This window comes from Mycobacterium sp. (genome assembly GCF_035623875.1).
In the GTDB taxonomy this organism is placed as follows: Bacteria; Actinomycetota; Actinomycetes; order Mycobacteriales; family Mycobacteriaceae; genus Mycobacterium.
Genome location: NZ_DASPSP010000018.1, coordinates 1 through 21,842 on the forward strand (window position 1 = coordinate 1; position 21,842 = coordinate 21,842).

The following is a 21,842-nucleotide window of genomic DNA, read 5'->3' on the forward strand; positions in this document are numbered from 1 at the left end:
CCGATCGCCCGCGTACATCCAGAAGCCCCGCCATTCTTGGTGATTCACGGCAGCAACGACACGGTGATACCGGTGGCGCAGGCGCGCAGCTTCGTTGAGCGGCTGAGGTCGGTTTCGCGTTCGGTGGTCAGCTATATGGAGCTGCCCGGCGCCGGGCACGGCTTTGATATGACCGATGGCGCGCGCACCGGTCCGATGGCGACTGCAGTCGGGCTGTTCCTCAACCAGGTCCATCGCAACCGGATGATCGCGGCCAAAGAAGTTATTTAACCGCCAGCCGACTGTATCGTCCACCCGTGAGGTAACGGCTGGGATGTGGTGCTGCTCTACAGCGAGACACCGAATGTGCATATGCATCCGCTCAAGGTCGCCGTGATCGAGTTGGATCTCGAGCATCGCGACTTCGGTATCGACGCGTTTCGCCGGGTCATTCACAGCCGGTTGTACAGGCTGGAACCGTTCTGCTTGCAGCTCATTGACATCCCGCTCAAGCTGCACCACTCGATGTGGCGGGAAAACTGCGACGTCGACTTGACCTAGCTCGGGCACGGTTGCGCCGACATCGCGAAACCGCTTGTGACGGAGAGACCTTCGCGACGTACAACCGCGGCGATGCGAAGATACTTGTCTGGTCTCAGGGGTGCGATGATTCCCGCGCGAACCATGGTGGCCAGCAGGCCGAGCGGTGCCATCGCCGCTACGCTACTAGCCGATTATCGGGAGGCGACGGCCTTTGGCCAACTTGTCGAGTGCCTTCTGCATGACGCGGCGGACGTGGGCGTCGACCGCGTCGATGTTGGGCTCGTGGCCGAACTCGGCCGTCACGTCGATCGGTTCCAGCACCTGCATCACAATCTTGGCCGGCAGCGGCACGTTAACCGGCAGCACCGCGGAAAGCCCGAACGGGAAGCCCACCGAGATCGGCAGGATCTTCGCCCGCATCAGCTTGTCCAGGCGCAGCGCCCGGGCCAATCCCATGCCGCGGGAGAGGTAGAGCTGGGTCTCCTGACCACCTATCGCGACGGCCGGCACGATCGGCACCCCCGCGTTCAAGGCCGCCCGCACATAGCCGGTCCGGCCGTCGAAGTCGATCTTGTTCTCCGACAGCGTGGGACGGTACACGTCGTAGTCGCCACCCGGGAAAACCACCACCACACCGCCGGATCGCAGTGCCTCGTCGGCGTTTTCATGATTGGCGCGAATGAACCCGGTGCGAATGAGGAACTCGCCCTGCGGGCCGTTGAACAGCATGTCGTGGCTCAGCGTGTAGACCGGCCGGTCATAGCCGAACTTCTCGTAGAAGCCGGTGGCGAACACCGGAACGTCCATCGGGAACAACCCGCCGGAGTGGTTGGACACCACCAACGCGCCGCCCTGCGGGAAGAAATCCAGCCCACGCACCTCCGCGCGGTGGTAACCCTTGACCAGCGGACGGAGCCACCCGATCACGCGCTCGGTCAGCCCGGGATCCCACTTGGAAGTCTCGGTAGGTGAAGTCTCGGTAGGTTCGGTATCGATTGCCATCAGCGCACTCCCCTGGGATCTCAGCGCGGATTTGGCTGTGATGTTAGCTGAGGGTCTCCGACCCTCCTCTCCTTGCCGACTGCTTAGGGCGGCTCGATACCATCACTTCGACATCTGCCAAGAATTTTAGGGAGGAGCGCGACAGCGCTGTGAACACCGTGGGCACTGCAACTGAAGAAGCCGGCAACGGCGAACCCGAAGTCCTCGTCGAGCAGCGCGACCGGATCCTGATCATCACCATCAACAGGCCGAAGGCCAAGAACGCGATCAACGCCGCGGTGGCCAGAGGGCTGGCCGATGCGGTGGATCGGCTTGATGACGACCCGGGCCTTTCGGTGGGAATCCTGACCGGCGCGGGCGGCTCGTTCTGCGCGGGCATGGATCTCAAAGCGTTCGCCCGCGGCGAGGCTCCCATCGTCGAGGGCCGCGGTATGGGTTTCACCGAGCGTCCGCCGACCAAGCCGCTGATCGCCGCGGTCGAAGGCTATGCGTTGGCCGGTGGCACCGAACTGGCGCTGGCCACCGATCTGATCGTGGCAGCCAACGACTCGGCGTTCGGCATTCCCGAGGTCAAACGTGGGTTGGTGGCCGGCGGTGGGGGATTGCTGCGGCTGCCCGCACGCATCCCGGCTGCCATCGCCATGGAGCTGGCGCTGACCGGGGAGAACTTGAGCGCTGAGCGGGCGCATGCGCTGGGGATGGTCAATGTGCTGGCTGAGCCCGGGGGCGCGTTGGAGGCGGCGATCGCGTTGGCCGAGAAGATCACCGCCAACGGGCCGCTCGCGGTGGCCGCCACCAAACAGATCATCGTCGAGTCCCGCGGCTGGAGCCCCGAGACCATGTTCGCCGAACAGAACAAGATCCTGGCGCCGGTGTTCTCGTCCAACGACGCCAAGGAAGGCGCGATCGCGTTCGCCGAAAAGCGTCCCGCCCGCTGGACCGGGACCTGACCGCGATCACGGGCAATAGCTGCATGATCTAAACTCGAGCCGAGCTGGCATTAACATTTCCGGCGGCTTTTGTAACGGGTGAAACCACAGAGAGTTCGAGGATGAGCATTTCGTTACTTCTCGAGATGGCTGTGTCGAGCAATCCCGATCGCACGGCCGTCGTCTCGGGGGACACCCGGTTGACGACTCAGCAACTCAGCGATCTCGCCGACGGTGGCGCCGGCCTCATCGCGCGATCGAACGCCAACCATGTCGTCTACATCGGCACCGGCGGCGCGATGCTTCCGCTGCTGATCTTCGCGTCGGCGCGGGCGGGGCGTGCGTTCACGCCGGTCAACTACCGCCTCTCCGCGGAGGGCATCCAGGCCCTTGTCCGTCGGCTGCCCGAACCGCTGGTGGTCGTCGACAGCCGGTACCGCGACATGCTGGGCTCGGAAAATACTGGGGCCGGTCAGCAGGTCATCGATTCGGATGAATTCTTGGCGGCCGCCCGTGACGCGGAACCGGCAGCGGAGTTCGCCGACCCGGACGCGGTGGCGATTGTGCTGTTCACGTCCGGCACCACGTCGCAGCCCAAGGCCGTCGAACTCACGCACAACAACCTGACCAGTTACATCACCGGATCAGTCGAGTTCGATTCCGCCGAGCCGACCGACGCAGCGCTGATCTGCGTGCCGCCGTATCACATCGCGGGAGTCAGTGCGGCGCTGTCGAACCTGTACGCCGGCCGCAAGATGGTCTATCTCCCCATTTTCGACGCGCAGGAATGGGTGCGGCTGATCAACGCCGAGCACGTCACCACCGCGACCGTGGTGCCCACCATGCTCGACCGCATCGTGACCGTGCTGGAGGGCGGCGATCATGAATTGCCGTCGCTGCGCAACCTCGCCTATGGCGGCTCGAAAGTCGGGTTGCCGCTGGTGCGCCGGGCCCTTGAGCTGCTGCCGGAGGTGGGGTTCGTCAATGCCTACGGATTGACCGAGACCAGTTCGACGATCGCTGTGCTGACCCCGGACGATCACCGGCAGGCACAGGCCGGGTCGGATACCGCGGTAGTCAAGCGGTTGGGTTCGGTCGGTCAACCGGTACCCGGCATCGAGGTCCAGATCCGTGACGAGAACGGCACGGTGCTCGGGCCGGGGGAGACCGGTGAGTTGTTCGTTCGCGGCGACCAGGTCTCCGGCCGCTACACCGGGATCGGCTCGGTGCTCGACGCCGAAGGGTGGTTTCCGACCAGGGACCTCGCGACCTTCGACGAGGATGGCTACCTGTTCATCGGCGGGCGCAGCGACGACACGATCATCCGGGGTGGTGAGAACATCGCGCCCGCCGAGCTGGAGGACGTGCTGATCGAACACGGCCATGTGCGTGACGTGGCCGTGGTCGGTGTCGAGGATCCGCAGTGGGGCCAGGCGATCGTGGCGGTGGTGGTGCCGGCCGCCGGCATCGACCCCGACCCTGAGGAGCTGCGCGAGCATGTCCGCAAGAGCTTGCGGGGTTCGCGTACCCCCGACCGGGTAGTCTTCCGCGACGAGCTGCCCACGAACGCGACCGGCAAAGTGCTCCGCCGCGAAATTGCCGAAGAGCTCCGCTCCGCTCCGGCCGAGCAGTAAGGAACGAAAGATCATGATTAAGAACGGAACCCGTCTGGCCAGTCAGGTGTGTGACACCCAGGTCATCGTCGTCCGGAGCGCAGAAAGCCTCGACGATCTGCGCTGCGGCGGCGCACCGATGGTGGGCTTGGATGCCGAGCGTTCCGGTAAACTGGATCCGGCGTTCGCCGACGGTAACGTGATGGGCAAGCGCTACGTGGACGAGACCGGCGCAGAGGTACTGGTCACCAAGGCGGGTGCTGGAACCCTGGCGGTCGGCGAGACCGCGCTGAGCCTCAAGGAAGCCAAACCGCTGCCCGCCAGCGACTAGCCCGCTAGCTCTCGCGGCGCTCCGGCAATCCATTGCGACGGACGAATTCCCTTGCTTTGACCAGGAATTCGAGCTGTTCGTAAACTTTTCGCAGCGGATCGCTGCTGCGTAGCGAGCGGCAAAGTAAGACGGCACCTTCCAGCGCGGCGATCGACATCACCGCGAGCGAATCGGCATCCGACTCGAGGAAGCCGTCGGCGACGAACGCCCGCGTCAGCGCCGTGCGCCAGTGCGCGAAGATCCGTCCGGCCTCGGCGGCCAACCGGACTTCGTCTTCGGCCGAGCCGATCGCCGCGGCCACCACGGGGCAGCCGGCGTTAAAGTCGCTGTCGGCCAGCACGCGTTCCCAGAACTCGACGAACTGCCGCAGCAGCACCTTCGCCCCCCGCCCGGCGGCCTCGTCGATGTCGGCGGTGATCGCATCCCCGGCATACCGAAGCGCCTCGGCGAGGATCTGATTGCGCCCGTCGGGAAAGTGGTAGTACACCGAGCCGCGGGGCGCACCGCTGCGGGTGAGCACCTCGTCGATGGTCACGCCCGCGGCGCCGCGTTCACGCATCACCTCGGCGGCGCTGATCAGCATGTTGGTGCGGGTGTCGCCGCGCTTGCTGCGCGCGCGCCTCGGTCGCGTTGCCAGCGACATGGTCGTGCTTCCCTTGTTTCGTTCGGCCGTCACGCAGCGTGCGACTGGCGCAGGTGCGGAATTCGCCAGTGGATGACCCGTTGGCCCAGCCCTGCGGATCTAAACGACTTGTGGCGTAGGTCAGGAATTTCCCGGCTAAAGCGGAAGCCGGCGATGTTGAGCTCGACATTCAACATAGTTCTCTCCTGGGCTATCTGATGCCCTCATGCGCCGGATCAACCAGCTCACAATTATGCAAAGGATCATATAACAGGCGTCCGACAGCTAGCAAGCGTCGGCCGCTGACGACTAAAAGTCCAGCTAGACCGGCACCATGCCAATCAGAGATCCGATCGGCTATATGTCCTATTGCATATCCTGGTGGTCTGCGGTTGACTCGGCGGATGACTACCGCACTACCGGCCCTGGAAACCGTGACTCTGGAGCGGGACGCACACGTCTTGCTGATCGGCCTGAACCGACCGCATAAGCGGAACGCCTTCACTCAGGCGATGCTCACCGACCTGGCCCGCGCCTACGGGTTGCTCGAGTCGGACCCATCAGTGCGGGTGGGTGTGCTGTTCGCGCACGGCGATCACTTCACCGGCGGACTGGACCTTGTCGACGTCGGCCCCAATATCGCGTCCGGCGATCTGCCGCTGCCGGACGACGGACGCGACCCGTGGCGTCTGGACGGTTCCTGGACCACGCCGCTTATCGCGGTGGCGCACGGCTGGTGTATGACGCTGGGTATCGAGCTGCTGCTGGCGGCCGACGTCCGCATCGCGGCGACGGGCACCCGGTTCGCCCAACTCGAGGTGCAGCGCGGCATCTATCCATTCGGGGGCGCGACCCTTCGACTGCCGCGCGAGGCCGGATGGGGCAATGCCATGCGGTGGCTGCTCACCGGCGACGAGTTCGACGCTGCCGAGGCGTACCGGATCGGTCTGGTTCAACAGGTGGCCGATGACGCCGCGGCCGCATTGACGATAGCCCGCGAGATCGCCCACACCATCGCCGAGCGCGCGGCGCCGCTGGGCGTGCGCGCGACGCTGGCGTCCGCGCACCTGGCCCGCGATCAGGGCGACGCGGCCGCCATCGAGCGGCTACGACCCGACGTGGCCGCCCTGTTCGCCAGCGCCGATGCCGCCGAGGGCGTGCAATCGTTCATTGAGCGTCGCCAAGCCCGATTCCAGGGCCGCTAACCGCGTTAGGCTCGGCCCAGCGGATCGGGAAGGCGTCAGCCATGGGCCACTACAAGAGCAACGTGCGCGACCTGGAGTTCAACCTCTTTGAGACGCTCGGCTTGGAACAGGTGCTGGCCGACGACGCGTTCGGCGACCTGGACGGTGAATCGGTGCGCGAGATGCTTTCCGAGGCCGCCCGGTTGGCTGAGGGCCCGGTGGCCGAGTCGTTCGCCGACGGCGACCGCCACCCGCCGACGTTCGACCCCGACACCCATGTTGTGAGCCTGCCGGAACCGTTCAAGAAGTCGCTGGGTGCGTGGCGCGACGGCGAGTGGTTCCGGGTCGGGCTCAACGAAGACGTCGGCGGTGTGCCAGCGCCGTCGATGGTGCAATGGGCAATCAACGAGTTGGTGCTCGGTGCCAACCCGCCGGTGTTCATGTTCATGGCCGGCCCGTTTATGGCGAACATCCTCTACGGCATCGGCAATGAGCAGCAACGGCATTGGGCATCGCTGGCGATCGACCGCAACTGGGGGGCCACCATGGTACTCACCGAACCCGACGCCGGTTCTGACGTCGGCGCCGGGCGCACCAAAGCGATCGACCAGGGCGATGGCACGTGGCACATCGACGGCGTCAAGCGGTTCATCACCAACGGCGACACCGACGACCTGTTCGAGAACATCCTGCACATGGTGCTGGCCCGACCCGAGGGCGCCGCGCCGGGTACCAAGGGACTCAGCCTATTTCTGGTGCCCAAATTCCTGCTCGACCCGAAAACCGGCGAACCGGGCGAGCGCAACGGGGTCTTCGTCACCGGGCTGGAACACAAGATGGGCCTGAAGGTTTCGGCCACCTGCGAACTGACGTTCGGCCAGCACGGCGTTCCGGCGAAAGGCTGGCTGGTCGGGGACACCCATAACGGGATCGCGCAAATGTTCAAAATCATCGAATATGCGCGAATGATGGTGGGTACCAAGGCTATTGGGACGTTGTCGACCGGTTACCTGAATGCGTTGGAGTACGCCAAGACTCGGGTCCAGGGAGCCGACCTGACCCAGATGACGGACAAGACCGCGCCGCGGGTCACCATCATTCACCACCCCGACGTACGGCGGGCGTTGATGACGCAGAAATCCTACGCCGAAGGCCTACGCGCGCTGTATCTCTACACCGCCGCCCACCAGGACGCGGCGGCGGCCGCCGTCGTGTCCGGCGCCGACGCTGAGTTGGCGGAGCGGGTCAACGATCTGCTGCTGCCGATCGTGAAGGGTGTGGGCTCTGAACGGGCCTATCAAACCTTGACCGAATCGCTCCAAACGTTCGGTGGGTCCGGTTTCCTGCAGGATTACCCCATCGAGCAGTACATCCGCGACGCCAAGATCGACAGCCTCTACGAGGGCACCACCGCGATCCAGGCGCAGGACTTCTTCTTCCGCAAGATCGTCCGCGACCACGGGGTGGCGCTGCAACATCTGGTCACGCAAATCGAAGCATTCATCGAAAGCGACGATGCCCGGCCCGAACTCACCGACGCCCGCTCGCGTCTTACCACCGCATTCGACGATCTGCAAGCCTGGGTCAACACCATGACCGGGTATCTGGTCGATTCGCAGGAGAGCGCGCGCGAGCTCTACCGAGTGGGCTTGGAGTCGGTGCCCTTCCTGCTCGCGGTCGGCGATCTGCTGATCGGATGGCTGCTGCTTCGGCAGGCCGAGATCGCGTTGGCAGCACTCGACCGCGACCCGACAGTCGCCGATCGGGCGTTCTACAGCGGAAAGGCCGCTGCGGCAAAGTTTTTCGTTAAGAACGTGCTACCGCGGCTGACTGCTGATCGCGGTATCGCAGCAAATGTGGATCTAGCGGTCATGGATTTGCGCGAAGAAGCGTTCTGATCGGTTGGTAGCTGAGGCGCTACCTTTTCGACGTTGGCATCCCGGCGTCCGGGTCGATTTCGACTGCGGCGGCGATTTGCCGCCAGAGGACCTCGACGATGCGGTCGGGCCGCGGGCGCGGTGTGCGGCCCAGCGCGGTAACCATAACCCGCTGCATCGCGCCGAACATCGCCGCGCCGGCCAGTTCGGGATCAATGGATGACGGTAGTTCGCCACGCTTCTGGCCGCGACGAATGTTGGCGGCAGCGTGTTTAACGACGCTGTCGATGTGCCGGTTCTCGGTCAACGCGACCTCGGGCTCGCGAGATAGATGGGTGTAGACGATGACAGCGACCGGATCGGTGTAGTGGAAGTGCACGCCCTTCTCGAGGCGGATGCGCTCGTGCTGCACCCAGGTGCCCAGATCGTCGAGATTGAGGTCAAGAACCTCGACGCGCAGACGGTCGAAGAAATCGTCCAGCAGTGCGCTAACGAGTCCTGCTCGTGACCCGAAGTAGCGGTTGACCAGGCTCGGCACGACGCCTGCCGCCTCTGCGACCCAAGCGATCTCGATGTGACCGTCGTTGGCGATTGCGATGTCGCGGGCACAAGCGAGTAGTCGTTCGCGTGTCGCACGTCCCTTTTGAGTCCTCGGTTCAGCGGTCGTGATCACGCGGAAAGCTTATCAAAAAACAAATTGACGTCACTTCAGTTTTGCCATACTCTTCCTGCTAAAGTGCAGACATCGAACCCCGTCAGGAGGCTTGATTATGACTGCGGTTGAACGAGCGCACTCGGGGAGGCCCGCCGTGAGTCCCTTGACAAGGCCGCTGGTTGCCGACGACTTGGAGATTGTGCGCCGCCTACTCGCTCATATCGATGCGGGGACGACCGATGAAGGCGAGGCGTGGCGCGAACCGGTGGAAAACTACCTCGACCCAGGACGATTCGCGGATGAACTGCGGGTGCTGCGCTCGTTTCCCAGCGTGTTCATTCCGTCGGCAGCCATCCCGAACCCAGGGGACCATGTCGAACGCGTCTGCTTCGGTACGCCGCTGTTCGCGGTCCGTGGCAGCGATGGGCGGGCACGGGTATTCCGTAACGCCTGCCGTCATCGCGGGATGGCTCTGGTCGAGGGCACCGGATGCTCTCACGCGCTAGTGTGCCGGTACCACGGCTGGACTTATCGTCTCGATGGCACGCTCGCCCATGTTCCGCACGCGGACGCCTTCCCGGATTTGAACATCTCGATGCGCGGCCTGGTCGAAGTCACCAGCAGTGAGGTCGATGGTCTCATCGTCATCGGTGCGCTGGACTCCGATGCGGCGCAGCCCTCGTTGCGGGCATTTGCTGACGACGCGATGGCGGCGCTGACCGAAGGCAGTCCGTGGCGCGACAAACTCGTGCCGGCCCAGCGCCTCGTCGTCACGGAGTCCGCGGTGCGAAACATAAATTGGAAGGTGCTCATCGAGCAATTCGGGGAGGGCTATCACATTCGCTCAACGCACCGTGAGACGTTCTTCCCGCTACAGTACGACGATCTCAACGTGGTGGAAACATTCGGCCCGAATAGTCGAATCACATTCCCATACCGCAACATTGAAAGACTCCGTCACCGCCCAGAGTCGACGTGGACCACCAAGCAGCGCATGACGTTCGTCTATCAGCTGTTCCCGAACGCGATGATCGCGACGTTTCCGGATCAGGTGACGGTGGTCGTGGTCGACCCGATCGATATCGACCACTCGATGATGACCACCTATACCGTCGTCACGCCCGAGTTTGCCGAAGTGGCTCTGATCGCGGCAGCGGAACAAGACGGCGCCGGCACTGTCCCCACCCTGCTCGAGCGGGGTGTGTTGGAGGACAACGAAATGTCGATGGGTGTGCAGCGCGGCTTGCGCTCCGGGGCGAATGCGTTTGTGGAGTTCGGACGACACGAAAGCGCGATCGGACACTTCCACGCCAACCTGGACCAACGTCTGGCGCTATTGGCCGAACGGCGCCCAGCGTCACGCTAGCGTGACGGTCGCCGGTCCTCAGCTCTCGATGGTGTAGCCCATCGGCATCAACACGCTCTTCTGTTGGGTGAAGTGCTCGACGCCCTCCGGCCCGTTCTCCCGGCCGATGCCGGAGTTCTTGTAGCCGCCAAACGGACAACACGGATCGAAGGCGTACCAGTTGATCGCGTATGTCCCGGTGCGGATCTTCTCCGAGATCTCGATACCTCGTGGCACATTGGTGGTCCACACGCTGCCGGCCAGGCCGTACACCGAATCGTTGGCGATCTTGATCGCATCTTCCTCGGTGTCGTAGGGGATGATGCTGAGCACCGGCCCGAAGATCTCCTCCTGGGCGATTGTCATCTTGTTGTCGACATCAGCGAACACGGTGGGCTGCACGAAGAAGCCGTTGTCCAGCCCTTCGGGACGGCCGCCGCCGCACACCAGCCGCGCGCCCTCCTCGACGCCCTTGGCGATGTAGCCCTCGACGCGGGCGCGCTGTTTCTCCGAAATCAGCGACCCGATCTGGGCGGCCGGGTCTGACGGCGTCCCGACTGGCAGCGCCTGCACGAAAGCGCTTACCGCGTCCACGATTTCGTCGTAGCGCGAGCGGGGTGCCAGTATTCGGGTCTGGGCCACGCAGGCCTGTCCGGTGTTCATGATTCCGGAGAACACCAGCATGGGGATCGAGCCGGCCAGGTCGACGTCGTCGAGGAGGATGGCCGCCGATTTGCCGCCGAGTTCCAGGGTGCACGGCTTGAGTATCTCCGCCGCGCGGCGGCCGATCTCCTTGCCGACGCCCGAGCTGCCGGTGAAGGAGAAGACGTCGATGTCTCGATTGGACGTCAGCGCCTGGCCGGTCTCGACCCCGCCGGGTACTACCGACAGCACACCCTCTGGCAGGCCGGCCTCAGCGAACACCTCCGCCAAAGCATTTGTGCTCAACGGGGTTTCGGCGGCTGGCTTGAGCACCACCGTGCAGCCGGCCAGTAGCGCCGGACCCAGCTTGTTGATCGCGAGGAATAGCGGCACGTTCCACGCCACGATCGCGCTGACCACGCCGAGCGGCTCGCGACGGACGATGGTCTGCCCGTAGCCGCCGTTGCGGATCTCCTGCCACTTGACCTGGTCGACGGCGGGGCCGGCGAAAAAGTTCATCGCCCCGATCCCGCTCATCCACTGCATCGTCTCGACAGAGGTCGGTGGCTGGCCGGTCTCGAGGCCGAGCAGCTTGGTGAAGCCATCCTTGCGCTCCTCCATCAGCTTGAGCGCGTTGGCGAGGACGGCCGCGCGGTCTTTCGGCGGCGTCGTGGGCCAGGGGCCGCTGTCGAATGCCGCGCGGGCCGCAGCGACTGCCGCGTCGACGTCGGCCGCGGCCGCCAGCGGTACCTTGCCGACGTACTCGCCGGTGGCCGGGCAGTGCACCTCGATGACTTCGGAGGTCGACGGCTCCGTCCACTTGCCGCCAATGAAAAGCTTGTCGTACTCCGTTTTAGCGCTGTCGCTCATATCGGCCACCCTACCCAAGCCGAAGCAAAACGAGAACATGTTTCAGTATTGTGGCTGAAGGACCAGCACGAGATTGCTCACCAGGAACTCCCGTAGCACCGGCACCGACGTCAGCCACCATGCCCATCGAGGGTGGTAGCGGGGGAAAGCGGCGACCAAGGCGCCAGTGCTGGCCGCCCAATTCAGGCCGTCGGCCGCCGATATCGCGAACAACGACGATCCGTAATCGTTTTTCGGACGATGACCGTGTTTGCGGGTGTAGCGCGCCGCGGCGCGCGCCCCGCCGAGATAGTGCGTCAGGCCCATCTCGTGGCCGCCGAACGGGCCGAGCCAGACCGTGTAGGACAGCACCGCGAGACCGCCTGGCTTGGTGACCCGCAGCATCTCGGCGCCGAGCCGCCAGGGCCGCGCTACGTGCTCGGCGACATTGGACGACAGGCAGATGTCCACCGAGTCATCGGCGAACGGCACCGCCATGCCCGAGGCGCGGACGAATGTGCCAGTTGCGGCTGCCAAAGACGGCCCGGCCGTGTGCATTTCGTTTGGATCGGGTTCCACGCCGATGTACCGAAGCCCGGCGTCGGTAAAGGCCGTCGCGAAGTATCCCGGCCCGCCACCGACGTCGAGCAGCGTGCGACCAGCCGGAGACTCGCCGTGGGCGGACCGCCAGAAGTCGCACACCATAACAGCGGTGTCGACCGCCAGCGCGTGGTAGAACCGGGCCGGATCAGGCTGCTCGTAGCGGAACTCTGACAGCAGTCGCACCGACCGGCGCAGGGTCGCTCGCTGGGCAAACACGTCGGTCACGGCCACCGGCCAACCCTACGGCCGAGCTGACTTCACGTTTGCGCCCGCCGGGCTGATTGCCGGACTCCTCAGCCCGCCGCTTTCGCGGCGCGCATCGTCGCCCGGCTAGGCTGACCCGTGATGTCTCGTCTGCGCTCGGTATTGCTGCTGTGCTGGCGCGATATCGGCCACCCGCAGGGCGGTGGCAGCGAAACCTATCTGCAGCGCATCGGCGCCCAGCTGGCCGCGTCCGGCGTCGCGGTCACGTTGCGCACCGCCCGTTACCCCGGCGCGGCACGTCGGGAAGTCATCGACGGTGTGCGGATCAACCGTGCGGGCGGGCGGTACTCGGTATACGTCTGGGCGCTGTTGGCGATGGCGGCGTCCAGGCTCGGGCTGGGGCCGCTGGGGCGGGTCCGACCCGATGTGGTAATCGACACCCAGAACGGCTTGCCGTTTCTGGCGCGGCTGATCTATGGCCGGCGGGTCGCGGTGCTGGTGCACCACTGCCATCGCGAGCAGTGGCCGGTGGCCGGCTGGTTTTTCGGTCGGCTCGGCTGGTTTGTGGAGTCGCGGTTGTCGCCGAGGGCGCACCGCCGCAACCAGTACGTGACGGTGTCGTTGCCGTCGGCCCGCGACTTGGTCGGCCTGGGTGTTGCCAGTGAGCGAATCGCGTTGGTGCGCAACGGTCTCGACGAGGCACCCGAGGCGTCTCTGCGTGGACCACGGGCGGGTAACCCGCGCGCGTTGGTGTTGTCTCGGTTAGTGCCGCACAAGCAGATCGAGGACGCGTTGGCTGCGGTGGCGCTGCTGCGGCCATCGATACCGGGGCTGCATCTCGACATCGTCGGCGGCGGGTGGTGGTGGCGGCGCTTGGTCGACCACGCCGCACGCTTGGGGATCAGCGACGCGGTGACGTTTCACGGCCATGTCGATGACGTCACCAAACACCATGTCATGCAACGGTCTTGGGTGCACGTGTTGCCGTCGCGCAAAGAAGGCTGGGGTCTGGCGGTCATCGAGGCGGCCCAACACGCGGTGCCCACAATCGGCTACCGATCCTCCGGCGGGTTGGCCGACTCGATCATCGACGGGGTGACCGGGGTGCTGGTCGACAGCTGCGCCGAGTTGGTGAATCGGCTGCAGCAATTGCTGACTGATCCGGTGCTGCGTGATCAACTCGGCGTCAAGGCGCAGGCGCGCAGCGCCGAATTCTCTTGGCGGCAAAGCGCTGACGCGATGCGTACGGTGTTGGAGTCGGTGATGGCCGGCGACCGTGTCAGCGGAGTAGTCTAACTTCGACCTTGTCTCAGTGCGCCCCGTTGTCGTGCTGCTCATCGCCGCCCTCGTCATCCCAGTGCGCCGATTCTGGAAGCGGTGTGTTGGGCATAGCCCCTCGGGCAGATGCCTCGTAGCCGGGTTGCGCTTTGTGCTCATTCCGGCGTGGATCCAATCTGTTCGCTCGGATTACGGCTTCGGCGGCATCAGGTATCTCTGTAGGGTCGCGGGCCCCGACGAACATGCTGCCGCCAGCCGGCTACCGCCGTCCCGATGGCCCCGCCGATGAGCATCTCCAACCACGCCAAGTGCGCGATCGCCGCGAGCAGTCGACGGTCGGCGGGCACGCCTGCTGCCTTGCCGCCGACTCGATACAGCATTAGATCACGCCCGCGATAGGTCACCGGTAGTCGCTCGAAAGTCCTTGCAGCCAAGCCCATATCGCCGGGGGTGCCCGTCTCGATCACCAGCCATCCCACGCCCGCCCGACGAAGTGCGACCGGATCGGCGCCCGCCAACAGCAGCCGCTGCACCCCGCGCGCCCGGTTTCCCTCACCGGGAACCGTCACACCCGAAATGATCAAGTCGCCGGTCATCAGCACGTCGGCGCGCACCCAGCGCGGCAGCGGATCCAGCACCGGCGCCGGCCCGGACCAGGCGAAGCGCCGCATGGTATCGGCCGGCAACACCGCGACCGCGTCGGGATCACGGTTGATCAAAGCCGCGACGGTTGCCCAGTCGGTCGGGTAATGCACCGGCTTAACCTTTCCCCCGACGCCCCACACTAAATCCGGAAGGGAGAGCAGCAGCGCGGCGCAGCACACGAGCGCGGGAACCACCGGCCCCAAACAACTTAGCCAGCGCCGCACCGTCAGGACTGTGCCTGCTCCCGCGAGTGCGTATCCGGGCAACGCCAGTGCCACCCACTTCTGCCCGTCGCGAAAGACGCCCAGGCCGGGCGCGGCTTCGACCATCGTGTGCAGCGTGGCCAGCCCCGGCCCGGTGGCCAGTGCGGCGGGTATCAGCACGGACACCGCTGCCAACACCACCAACGGCATCGCCGCCCGGCGGCGCACCACCGTCGGCAGCCCGGTGGCCACCACAACAAGCAGCACCGTTGCCGACACGACAGCGAAAAGTGTTGCCCGCGAGGCCGGTACGGCGTCGTCGTTCCAGATCCCGCCTAGGCTGGCCAAGCTGCCCAGCGTGCCCAGACCGGGCTCGGCACGGGCGGCGAACGCGGCAACGTCCGGGGTCTGCGTCCAGACGCCGTCCCCCGATGACAAGCCCAGTGCCGCGGCCGTCAACCACGGCAGTGCCGCCACCAGGGCCGCGCCCGACACGACGGCGGCACACATCCAGCGCGGCCTGGGCCCCCCCGGGCCCCCGACAGGCGCAGCGACGCAAACCAGTCCGACTACAGCCGCAAGGATCAACCCGGTCGGGGTCAGCCCGGCCAGCGCGATCCAGAACGCCAACCCGAAAAGCCGCGGCCAGACGGGCCGGTCCCGCGATCGTAGTGCCAACACATTCGTCGCCACCCAGGGCAGGCAACCGTAGCCGAGCAGCAGGCTCCAGTGCCCCTGGAGCAGCCGTTCACCGACATATGGATTCCAGATCGCCAGCGTGATCGCGACAAACTGGCCGCCGGCACCGGCTTCTGGCAACACCTGTATGGCCAACCGGGCGGCGCCCCAGCCCGCCAGCCACAGTCCCGCGACGAGCAACGTCTTGACCACGATGCCGCCATCGACGCAGTGCGACGCCAACGCGACGGCGAAATCCTGCGGCGTGGCCCGCGGGGCCGCGACCAGCCCGAGCGCGCTGTCGGATAGATACGACCGCGGCGTGGACACTGCATCGCGCAACAGCAAATACCCGGGGCTGATCAGCGGCGCAACCACCAGCAGCGCCAACGCCAGCGCATACCCCGGACGAGACCACTGCAGAACCCAGTGGGGTACCGGCCTCACGCCGGGTTAGGACCTGTCAGGCGGACCGGAAGTCGGTGGGCTTCCCGAGCTCGCCGGGCCCGCGCCGGGTGGCCCGGAGTCTCGATGTAGGTCCTTGGGCGGTGTTGGCAGCTTCTCGGTTTCGGCCTCGGCGCCGGGCACTCGTGCGGCCGGCGGCTCGCCGCGGCCGAAGAAGCCGTGGTCGGCAGTGTCCAGTCCGGGGTCGAGCAACGCCGACTCGGTCCGCAAGCTAAACGAGCCGAGCACCAGCCCGCCGATCAGCGCGATCACGCCGGACGCGGTGAAGCTGATCGGCAGCACCCGGGACCACAACGCCAACCGGTCACGCTCGTTACGGGCCGTATTCACCTGAGACTCGACGGTCTCTTCGTTGGAGGTGACCTTGTATTCGACCATCGTCATCTCGGGCTTCAACGGATCGCGGGCAAAGTAGTGATTGGCGTGGTCATCTTCTTTGACGATGGTCCCTGACTCCGGGTCTACCCAGAAGGTCCGCTGCGCCGCGTAGTAGCGGGTCATGGTGATCCTCTCGTCCGGATCGCCGGGCACGCCCCACATCGCCGCGGTCGCGGTCACCTTGCTGTCCTCGTCGTTGGGGTACAGCGACGGGTACTTGATCGGCTCGGCCAACTTGCCGTCGGCGTCGTAGCCGACGTCTTGGGTGAACTTGTAGGTGGTCAGGCCGTTGACGTCGTCTTCTCCGCTGTAGTTGGCATCGAACGCCTTCTGCGCGATCGGGTCGAAATACGGATACGTCCTCTTCTCGGTATGGAACGGGAATCGGTAGGACAGTCCGTCGTGCGGCAACGCGATGTTGGTGGGCGGATTTTCGTCGTTGAAGCCGCGCGGCTTCTGGACGGCGCCGCCGGGATGGGTGTCATCGGAAACCGCCATCGCAGTTTTGCGGTCGAGGGTGACGGTGTCGACGAGTGCGAGCAGCAGGCCGGTGTCCTTTTGTTTGTCGCTGCGCCGAACCGAGTTACCGACTTGGAGCGTGACGACATCGGCGTTGGCCGGGGATTCGACGTCGATCTGCTGCTGGGATACCAGCGGCACGTTCTTGTTGACCGCCAGGTTCTGACTGTTCATCGACGCCGGGTCGATCGCGGTGCCAGTGCCGTCACTGATCAACGTGGCATTCAGATCGAGCGGGATCTTGGTGATCCTGCTGCTGGTGTACGTCCACAGCAGCAACGCGGCGATGAGCAAAGCGGCTCCGAGTCCCATGATCCCGCACGCGGCCACCCGCAGCATGACTGCTCGGTTCACGTCGCCGTGACCTCCTTCTGGTCTCATTCGGTTCGGGACCACTAAACCCGTCCGTCGCGACCGCCCCGACCCGGGGGCCAGCGAAGCAAAACTCGTTCGACCCTAACAGCAAAATTTAAGGTTGCGATTTAGGTCCCTAAGGTGGGCAAACGGGGTGTACCCGAATTGCCGGACAAGCATCACAGGCAGACTGTCGTCATGACCGTCGCCCGGCAGGTTGGGGGAACTCGCAGCTTCCTGCCCGCCGTAGAAGGAATGCGGGCCTGCGCGGCTATCGGCGTCGTCATCACCCACGTTGCATTCCAGACCGGGCACTCGGCTGGGGTCGACGGCCGGTTGTTCGGTCGCTTCGATCTGGCGGTCGCGGTGTTCTTCGCGTTGTCGGGGTTCTTGTTGTGGCGCGGACATGCTGCGGCGGCGCGCGGCCTGGGCTCGCGACCGTCGACCGGTCACTACCTGCGATCGCGGGTGGTCCGCATCATGCCGGCGTACCTGGTCGCCGTCGTCGTGATCCTGACCCTGCTGCCGGAGGCTGATCACCCGAACCTGACGGTCTGGCTGGCGAACCTCTCGCTTACCCAGGTCTACGTGCCGTTGACATTGACACACGGGCTGACCCAGATGTGGAGCCTGTCGGTAGAGGTCACCTTCTATCTGGCGTTGCCGATCCTTGCGTTGTTGGCGGCCCGGCTGCCGGTCCGTGCCCGGGTGCCGGCGATCGCCGGTCTCGGTGTCGTCAGCTGGTTTTGGGGCTGGATTCCCTTCGCCGCTCCGGCCGGGCTCAATCCGTTGAACTGGCCGCCGGCATTCTTCTCCTGGTTCGTCGCGGGGATGCTGCTCGCGGAGTGGGTGCACAGTCCGCTCGGGTGGCCGCATCGGCTGGCCCGACGTCGGGTGCTTATGGCCGTCGTCGCGGCGGTGGCTTATCTGGTGGCCGCCTCACCGCTGGCCGGGCCCGCGGGGCTGGTCCCGAGCACCGCCGCGCAGTTCACGGTGAAGACCGCGATGGGTGCGTTGGTGGCGGCGGGTCTGGTGGCGCCGCTGGTGCTGGACCGGCCCGACACCGGCCATCGGCTCTTGGGTACCAGGCCGATGGTGACGCTGGGGCGCTGGTCGTACGGAATCTTCATCTGGCATCTTGCGGCGCTGACCATGGTGTTCCCGGTGATCGGTGAATTTTCGTTTAGGGGGCGCATGCCCGAGGTGCTGGTGCTGACGCTGATCTTCGCGATTGCCATCGCCGCGGTGAGCTATGCGCTTGTCGAGTCACCGTGCCGAGAAGCATTGCGGCGCTGGGAATCTCGCAGAAGACAGCGGCCAGCGCCGGTGTCCGACAGCGCCGTCAGCCCGCGCCAAGAGGACGCAATCGCGCCATGACCTCGGCGCGGACCGCCGAGCGCCGCGCCTTCCCGGCGTCGTCGCGCAACGGCCTGTCGACGAACTCGATACTGGCCGGCACCTTGTAGCCGGCGATCCGGTCGCGCAGAAACGCCTGCACCGCCTGCTCGTCCAGCACCGATCCTGCCTCAACCAGGGCATAGGGCACTTGGCCGAGATCGTCGTGAGGCACACCAACAACCAGGCAGGACAGCACATCCGGGTGCGCCGACAGTGCGTTCTCGATTTCAGCCGGGTAGACGTTGCGGCCGCCGACGGTGAACATGTCGACCCGGCGATCGGACAGGTACAAGAACCCGTCCTCGTCGAAATGGCCCAGGTCGCCCAACGAGTCCCAGCCGTCGCGGGATTTCGCCGTCGTGCCGATGTACCGGTACGACGGCACACTGCCCGGGCTGGGCCGCATGTAGATCTCGCCGACCACACCGGGCGGACACGGGTTACCGTCGTCGTCGAGCACCTTCATCTCGCCCATGACCACCACACCGACCGATCCGGGATGGGTCAGCCATTGGTCGCCGGAGATGAAGGTCATCGCCTGAAATTCGGTGCCGCCGTAAAGCTCCCAGACCCTTTCGGGACCCAGCAGATCGATCCACGCCTGCTTGATAGCCGGCGGACACGGCGCCGCGAGGTGCCAAAACCGCTGGATCGACGACAGGTCATAGGAATCCGGATCGGTGCGGTAGACCGGCAGCGCCCGCTGCATCATCGTCGGCACCGCGGTGACGAGCTGCGGGCGATGCTCGGTGATCACCCGCAGGAACCCGTGCGGGTCGAACCGGCCCATCAGCACGAGGTGGTTGCGCATGATCAACGCGATCGCCGCGGCGGTGAAGCCGGTGGTGTGCGTCAGCGGCACCGGCACCAGCGCGGTATCGCCCTGCTGGTTACCCACGGCGTACCCCAGTGCCGGCCCGAGCCGGCTGTCGCCGCCCGCCTCGATGAGCTTCGGCCGGCCGGTGCTGCCGCCGGAGGCGATCGACCTCCAGCACGGTGACACCGCTTCCGGCAACGGTCCATCCGACAACGCCTGGTCGGGAACGAAACCTTTAGGAACACTTGGTATTCCGGGGTGCGTTCGCCCCACGAGCAGCGCGCGTGGCCGCAGTTCCAGCAGGCCTTCGAACTCCGCGTCCGGCAGCCGAGCGGACAGCGGCTGCGGCACCGCGCCCAGCTTCCAGCACGCCACCATGGCCTGTACACACTCGACGGAGTTGGGCAGCACGATGGTCACGTAGTCGCCGACGCCGACGCCGCGCTCCGCGTAGGCGCGGGCCAGCCGGTTGGTCGAGCGCTCCAGTTCGCCGCGGGTCAGCGTACGCCCGTCACAGGTAACTGCCGGCTCGTCGGGAGCGAGCGCGGCCAGCGCGGAAATCTGAGTACCGATCGGTGGGACCGGCGCACTCTGCGTCATTGATAGCTGCCCTGTCGCTCGAAGATGCACCGCGGGTTGTCGACGAGCATGGTGTTCAGCTGCTCGTCAGTGACCCCGCGCTCCTTCAATGCGGGGATCACGTCGTTGTGGATGTGCAGGTAATTCCAATTGGGGGCGGCCACCGGCAGCAGGTCCTCGGGCAGTGCGTCGAAATAACAGTTGGCGTCGTGGGAGAGCACCATCTTGTCGGCGTGGCCGCGTTCGCACATCCGCGCCACGATGTTCACCCGCTCCTCGAACGGCAGGATCACGTCGATGCCGAACCGGTCCATCCCGAGGTAGGAGCCGGGCGCGATGAGCTCTTCGAGGTAGCCGATGTCGGTGGAGTCGCCGGAGTGGCCGATGATCACCCGGCTCAGGTCGACACCCTCTTCTTCGAAGATGCGCTGTTGCTCGAGCCCGCGCCGCAGCCCGGCGTGGGTGTGCGTGGAGATCGGCACCCCGGTGCGCTTGTGCGCTTGGGCGACGGCGCGAAGCACCCGCTCGACGCCGGGGGTAATGCCGGGCTCGTCGGTGGCGCATTTGAGGATGCCCGCCTTGATGCCGGTGTCGGCGATGCCCTGCTCGATGTCGCGGACGAACATTTCGGTCATGATCTCGGGCCCGCCGAGTTGAGCGCCGGGACCCAGGTAGTGGAAACAGAATGGAACATCGTTGTAGGTGTACAGGCCGGTCGCGACGACGATGTTCAATTCGGTCTCCGCGGCGACGCGGGCGATTCGCGGAATGTAGCGGCCCAGCCCGATCACGGTGAGGTCGACGATGGTGTCCACACCGCGCGACTTGAGCTCGTTAAGCCGGGTGATGGCGTCAGCCACCCGCGCGTCTTCATCGCCCCAGGCTTCCGGATAGTTCTGCGCGACCTCGGTTGTCATGATGAATACGTGCTCGTGCATGAGCGTGACGCCGAGATCAGCAGTATTGATTGGTCCCCGAGCGGTATTCAGTAGCGACATGGGGCCGATGTTAAGTCCTCTACTGCGCGCGCATGTTGGGCTTCGGCGGACCGGTGGGCTCGATCATCATCCCGCCTGCTCGGGCCCGAGGTCACTAGCCGCAATCTGGTGCACGACCTGACCGCTGCGGGCACTCAAGGCGGCCAGTGCGGCGTCCGCGACGGCGTTGGTGGCGTACCCGTCGTAGGTCGACGGCCCGTCGATCGAGTGGTTGGCCACCGCTGTCAGCCAGGAGATGTTCTGGGCGCGATAGGCGTCCTCGAACCGTTCGAGCCAGCTGTGCGGCAGCCGCTGGGCTGCCATGCCGTCGCTGACGGCATGCGTCGTCACCGCCGGCGATCCAAGGGTCACGCTGCCGCGGCTGCCAACGAGGTCGAGCCCGATGTCGTATCGCATTCCCGGTCCGCGACCGAGTTCGACAACTCCGAGGATGCCGGATTCCGACGTCAGCGTGACAAGAACAGTCACCGTCGATCCGTCGTCGCTGCTTTTGGCGGCACAGGTGACCTCGCTGATCTCCTCACCGGTGAGCCAGCGGAACAGGTCGATATCGTGTGCAGCCGAACTGACAATGAGCATCTGGGCATCAAAGTTGATGATAGCCAACGGGTTGTGATGCCGTTGAGTGATCAGGATGGGCTGGCCGACTCGACCGGACCGCGCTGTGTCATGGATATGCCGATAGTCGGCGTCGTATCGGCGCATGTAGCCGACTTGGACGAGCGGGTGGCCGCTGGCTCGTTCGGCTTGCACCAGTTGCAAGGATTCTTCAGCCGAGCGGGTCAGCGGCTTTTCGCACAGCACGTAGAGGCGCCGCGCGATGCACGCGTCGACGATCCGGTGGCGGGTGTCGTCAGTGGTGGCCACGACGGCAGCGTCGATATCGACGTTGCTCAGGCAGTCCAGCGGGTCGTGAAAGACCTTGGCAGCCGGGACAAGTGCGGCGGCGCGTTCGGCAAACGGCGGGTGGCTATCCGCCACGGCGGCGATCTGCGCCCACGGAGCCAGGCTTTGAAAGATCCTCAGGTGATGCAGCCCCATGTTTCCCAGCCCGATCAGGGCCAGCCGAACCGGAGCGGCGCTCACTCCCGACCTCCGAACACTACGGACGTTTCTTTTTTCGTGCCGCTATCAGCACTCGTGAGGTGCGGG

General features: G+C 65.4%; 20 protein-coding genes and 2 pseudogenes. 10 read left to right on the forward strand and 12 right to left on the reverse strand.

Annotation, left to right across the window (positions count from 1 at the left end; all coding sequences use genetic code 11):
* Both VEI45_RS01755 and VEI45_RS01760 read left to right on the forward strand, forming a co-directional pair.
* A partial coding sequence (locus tag VEI45_RS01755; protein WP_324849532.1) for an alpha/beta hydrolase family protein occupies window positions 1-270 on the forward strand: 270 nt, incomplete at its 5' end.
* Between the two features lie 45 nt (window positions 271-315).
* Window positions 316-534: pseudogene (locus VEI45_RS01760) on the forward strand (wax ester/triacylglycerol synthase domain-containing protein); the annotation flags it as partial.
* 8 nt (window positions 535-542) lie between these two features.
* Here the strand turns inward: VEI45_RS01760 and VEI45_RS26385 are convergent.
* Window positions 543-692 (reverse strand): annotated as a pseudogene (locus VEI45_RS26385) (hypothetical protein); the annotation flags it as partial.
* 13 nt (window positions 693-705) lie between these two features.
* Window positions 706-1,524, reverse strand: a complete 819-nt coding sequence (locus VEI45_RS01765; protein WP_324849534.1) for a 1-acyl-sn-glycerol-3-phosphate acyltransferase — start codon at window positions 1,522-1,524, stop codon at window positions 706-708.
* 158 nt (window positions 1,525-1,682) lie between these two features.
* Between VEI45_RS01765 and VEI45_RS01770 the strand changes: the two genes are divergently transcribed.
* The 3 genes from VEI45_RS01770 (at window position 1,683) to VEI45_RS01780 (ending at window position 4,397) form a co-directional block, all read left to right on the forward strand.
* Window positions 1,683-2,474 (forward strand): crotonase/enoyl-CoA hydratase family protein, encoded by a 792-nt coding sequence (locus tag VEI45_RS01770; protein ID WP_324849535.1) that lies wholly within the window; start codon window positions 1,683-1,685, stop codon window positions 2,472-2,474.
* Between the two features lie 101 nt (window positions 2,475-2,575).
* Entirely contained in the window at window positions 2,576-4,087 is a 1,512-nt protein-coding gene (locus VEI45_RS01775) for a fatty acid--CoA ligase family protein (protein ID WP_324849537.1), read from the forward strand.
* A 13-nt stretch (window positions 4,088-4,100) separates the two neighbouring features.
* Entirely contained in the window at window positions 4,101-4,397 is a 297-nt protein-coding gene (locus tag VEI45_RS01780) for a hypothetical protein (protein WP_324849539.1), read from the forward strand.
* Window positions 4,398-4,401: 4 nt separating this feature from the next.
* Here the strand turns inward: VEI45_RS01780 and VEI45_RS01785 are convergent, their stop codons facing one another.
* Window positions 4,402-5,040 carry a TetR/AcrR family transcriptional regulator gene (locus VEI45_RS01785; RefSeq protein ID WP_324849541.1) on the reverse strand — a complete coding sequence of 213 codons (639 nt, stop codon included), beginning with the start codon at window positions 5,038-5,040 and terminating at the stop codon, window positions 4,402-4,404.
* Window positions 5,041-5,069: 29 nt separating this feature from the next.
* Entirely contained in the window at window positions 5,070-5,216 is a 147-nt protein-coding gene (locus VEI45_RS01790; protein WP_324849543.1) for a hypothetical protein, read from the reverse strand.
* Between the two features lie 207 nt (window positions 5,217-5,423).
* Here VEI45_RS01790 and VEI45_RS01795 point away from each other — a divergent pair, with 207 nt between their 5' ends.
* Window positions 5,424-6,224: a crotonase/enoyl-CoA hydratase family protein gene (locus VEI45_RS01795; protein ID WP_324849545.1), complete on the forward strand. Its 801-nt coding sequence runs from the start codon at window positions 5,424-5,426 to the stop codon at window positions 6,222-6,224.
* A gap of 41 nt (window positions 6,225-6,265) precedes the next feature.
* On the forward strand, window positions 6,266-8,101 hold the full coding sequence (locus tag VEI45_RS01800; RefSeq protein ID WP_324849547.1) for an acyl-CoA dehydrogenase: 1,836 nt from the start codon (window positions 6,266-6,268) through the stop codon (window positions 8,099-8,101).
* Between the two features lie 19 nt (window positions 8,102-8,120).
* Here VEI45_RS01800 and VEI45_RS01805 read toward each other — a convergent pair whose 3' ends face one another.
* Complete coding sequence (locus tag VEI45_RS01805) at window positions 8,121-8,753, reverse strand: TetR/AcrR family transcriptional regulator (RefSeq protein ID WP_324849549.1); 633 nt, start codon at window positions 8,751-8,753, stop codon at window positions 8,121-8,123.
* Window positions 8,754-8,889: 136 nt separating this feature from the next.
* Here VEI45_RS01805 and VEI45_RS01810 point away from each other — a divergent pair, with 136 nt between their 5' ends.
* Window positions 8,890-10,101, forward strand: coding sequence for an aromatic ring-hydroxylating oxygenase subunit alpha (locus VEI45_RS01810; RefSeq protein ID WP_324849551.1), 1,212 nt, complete (start codon window positions 8,890-8,892; stop codon window positions 10,099-10,101).
* Between the two features lie 18 nt (window positions 10,102-10,119).
* Here VEI45_RS01810 and VEI45_RS01815 read toward each other — a convergent pair whose 3' ends face one another.
* Both VEI45_RS01815 and VEI45_RS01820 read right to left on the reverse strand, forming a co-directional pair.
* A complete protein-coding gene (locus VEI45_RS01815; RefSeq protein WP_324849553.1) occupies window positions 10,120-11,592 on the reverse strand; it encodes an aldehyde dehydrogenase in 1,473 nt (490 codons plus the stop codon).
* Window positions 11,593-11,634: 42 nt separating this feature from the next.
* On the reverse strand, window positions 11,635-12,405 hold the full coding sequence (locus tag VEI45_RS01820) for a class I SAM-dependent methyltransferase (protein ID WP_324849555.1): 771 nt from the start codon (window positions 12,403-12,405) through the stop codon (window positions 11,635-11,637).
* A 114-nt stretch (window positions 12,406-12,519) separates the two neighbouring features.
* On the opposite strand from VEI45_RS01820, the gene VEI45_RS01825 reads away from it, so the two are divergent.
* A complete protein-coding gene (locus VEI45_RS01825) occupies window positions 12,520-13,674 on the forward strand; it encodes a glycosyltransferase family 4 protein (protein WP_324849557.1) in 1,155 nt (384 codons plus the stop codon).
* Between the two features lie 188 nt (window positions 13,675-13,862).
* On the opposite strand, the gene VEI45_RS01830 is transcribed toward VEI45_RS01825, so the two are convergent.
* Both VEI45_RS01830 and VEI45_RS01835 read right to left on the reverse strand, forming a co-directional pair.
* Window positions 13,863-15,605, reverse strand: a complete 1,743-nt coding sequence (locus VEI45_RS01830; RefSeq protein ID WP_324849642.1) for a hypothetical protein — start codon at window positions 15,603-15,605, stop codon at window positions 13,863-13,865.
* Window positions 15,606-15,635: 30 nt separating this feature from the next.
* A complete protein-coding gene (locus VEI45_RS01835) occupies window positions 15,636-16,898 on the reverse strand; it encodes a DUF3068 domain-containing protein (protein WP_324849559.1) in 1,263 nt (420 codons plus the stop codon).
* Between the two features lie 198 nt (window positions 16,899-17,096).
* On the opposite strand from VEI45_RS01835, the gene VEI45_RS01840 reads away from it, so the two are divergent.
* Window positions 17,097-18,275 (forward strand): acyltransferase, encoded by a 1,179-nt coding sequence (locus VEI45_RS01840; RefSeq protein WP_324849561.1) that lies wholly within the window; start codon window positions 17,097-17,099, stop codon window positions 18,273-18,275.
* Here VEI45_RS01840 and VEI45_RS01845 read toward each other — a convergent pair.
* The 3 genes from VEI45_RS01845 to VEI45_RS01855 form a co-directional block, all read right to left on the reverse strand.
* Window positions 18,241-19,713, reverse strand: a complete 1,473-nt coding sequence (locus VEI45_RS01845) for an AMP-binding protein (RefSeq protein WP_324849563.1) — start codon at window positions 19,711-19,713, stop codon at window positions 18,241-18,243. The two genes, VEI45_RS01840 and VEI45_RS01845, sit on opposite strands and share 35 nt — an antisense overlap.
* Window positions 19,710-20,690 (reverse strand): phosphotriesterase-related protein, encoded by a 981-nt coding sequence (locus VEI45_RS01850; RefSeq protein WP_324849565.1) that lies wholly within the window; start codon window positions 20,688-20,690, stop codon window positions 19,710-19,712. The genes VEI45_RS01845 and VEI45_RS01850 overlap by 4 nt, the downstream gene beginning before the upstream one ends.
* 66 nt (window positions 20,691-20,756) lie before the next feature.
* Window positions 20,757-21,776: a Gfo/Idh/MocA family oxidoreductase gene (locus VEI45_RS01855; protein WP_324849567.1), complete on the reverse strand. Its 1,020-nt coding sequence runs from the start codon at window positions 21,774-21,776 to the stop codon at window positions 20,757-20,759.
* Window positions 21,777-21,842: the final 66 nt, after the last annotated feature.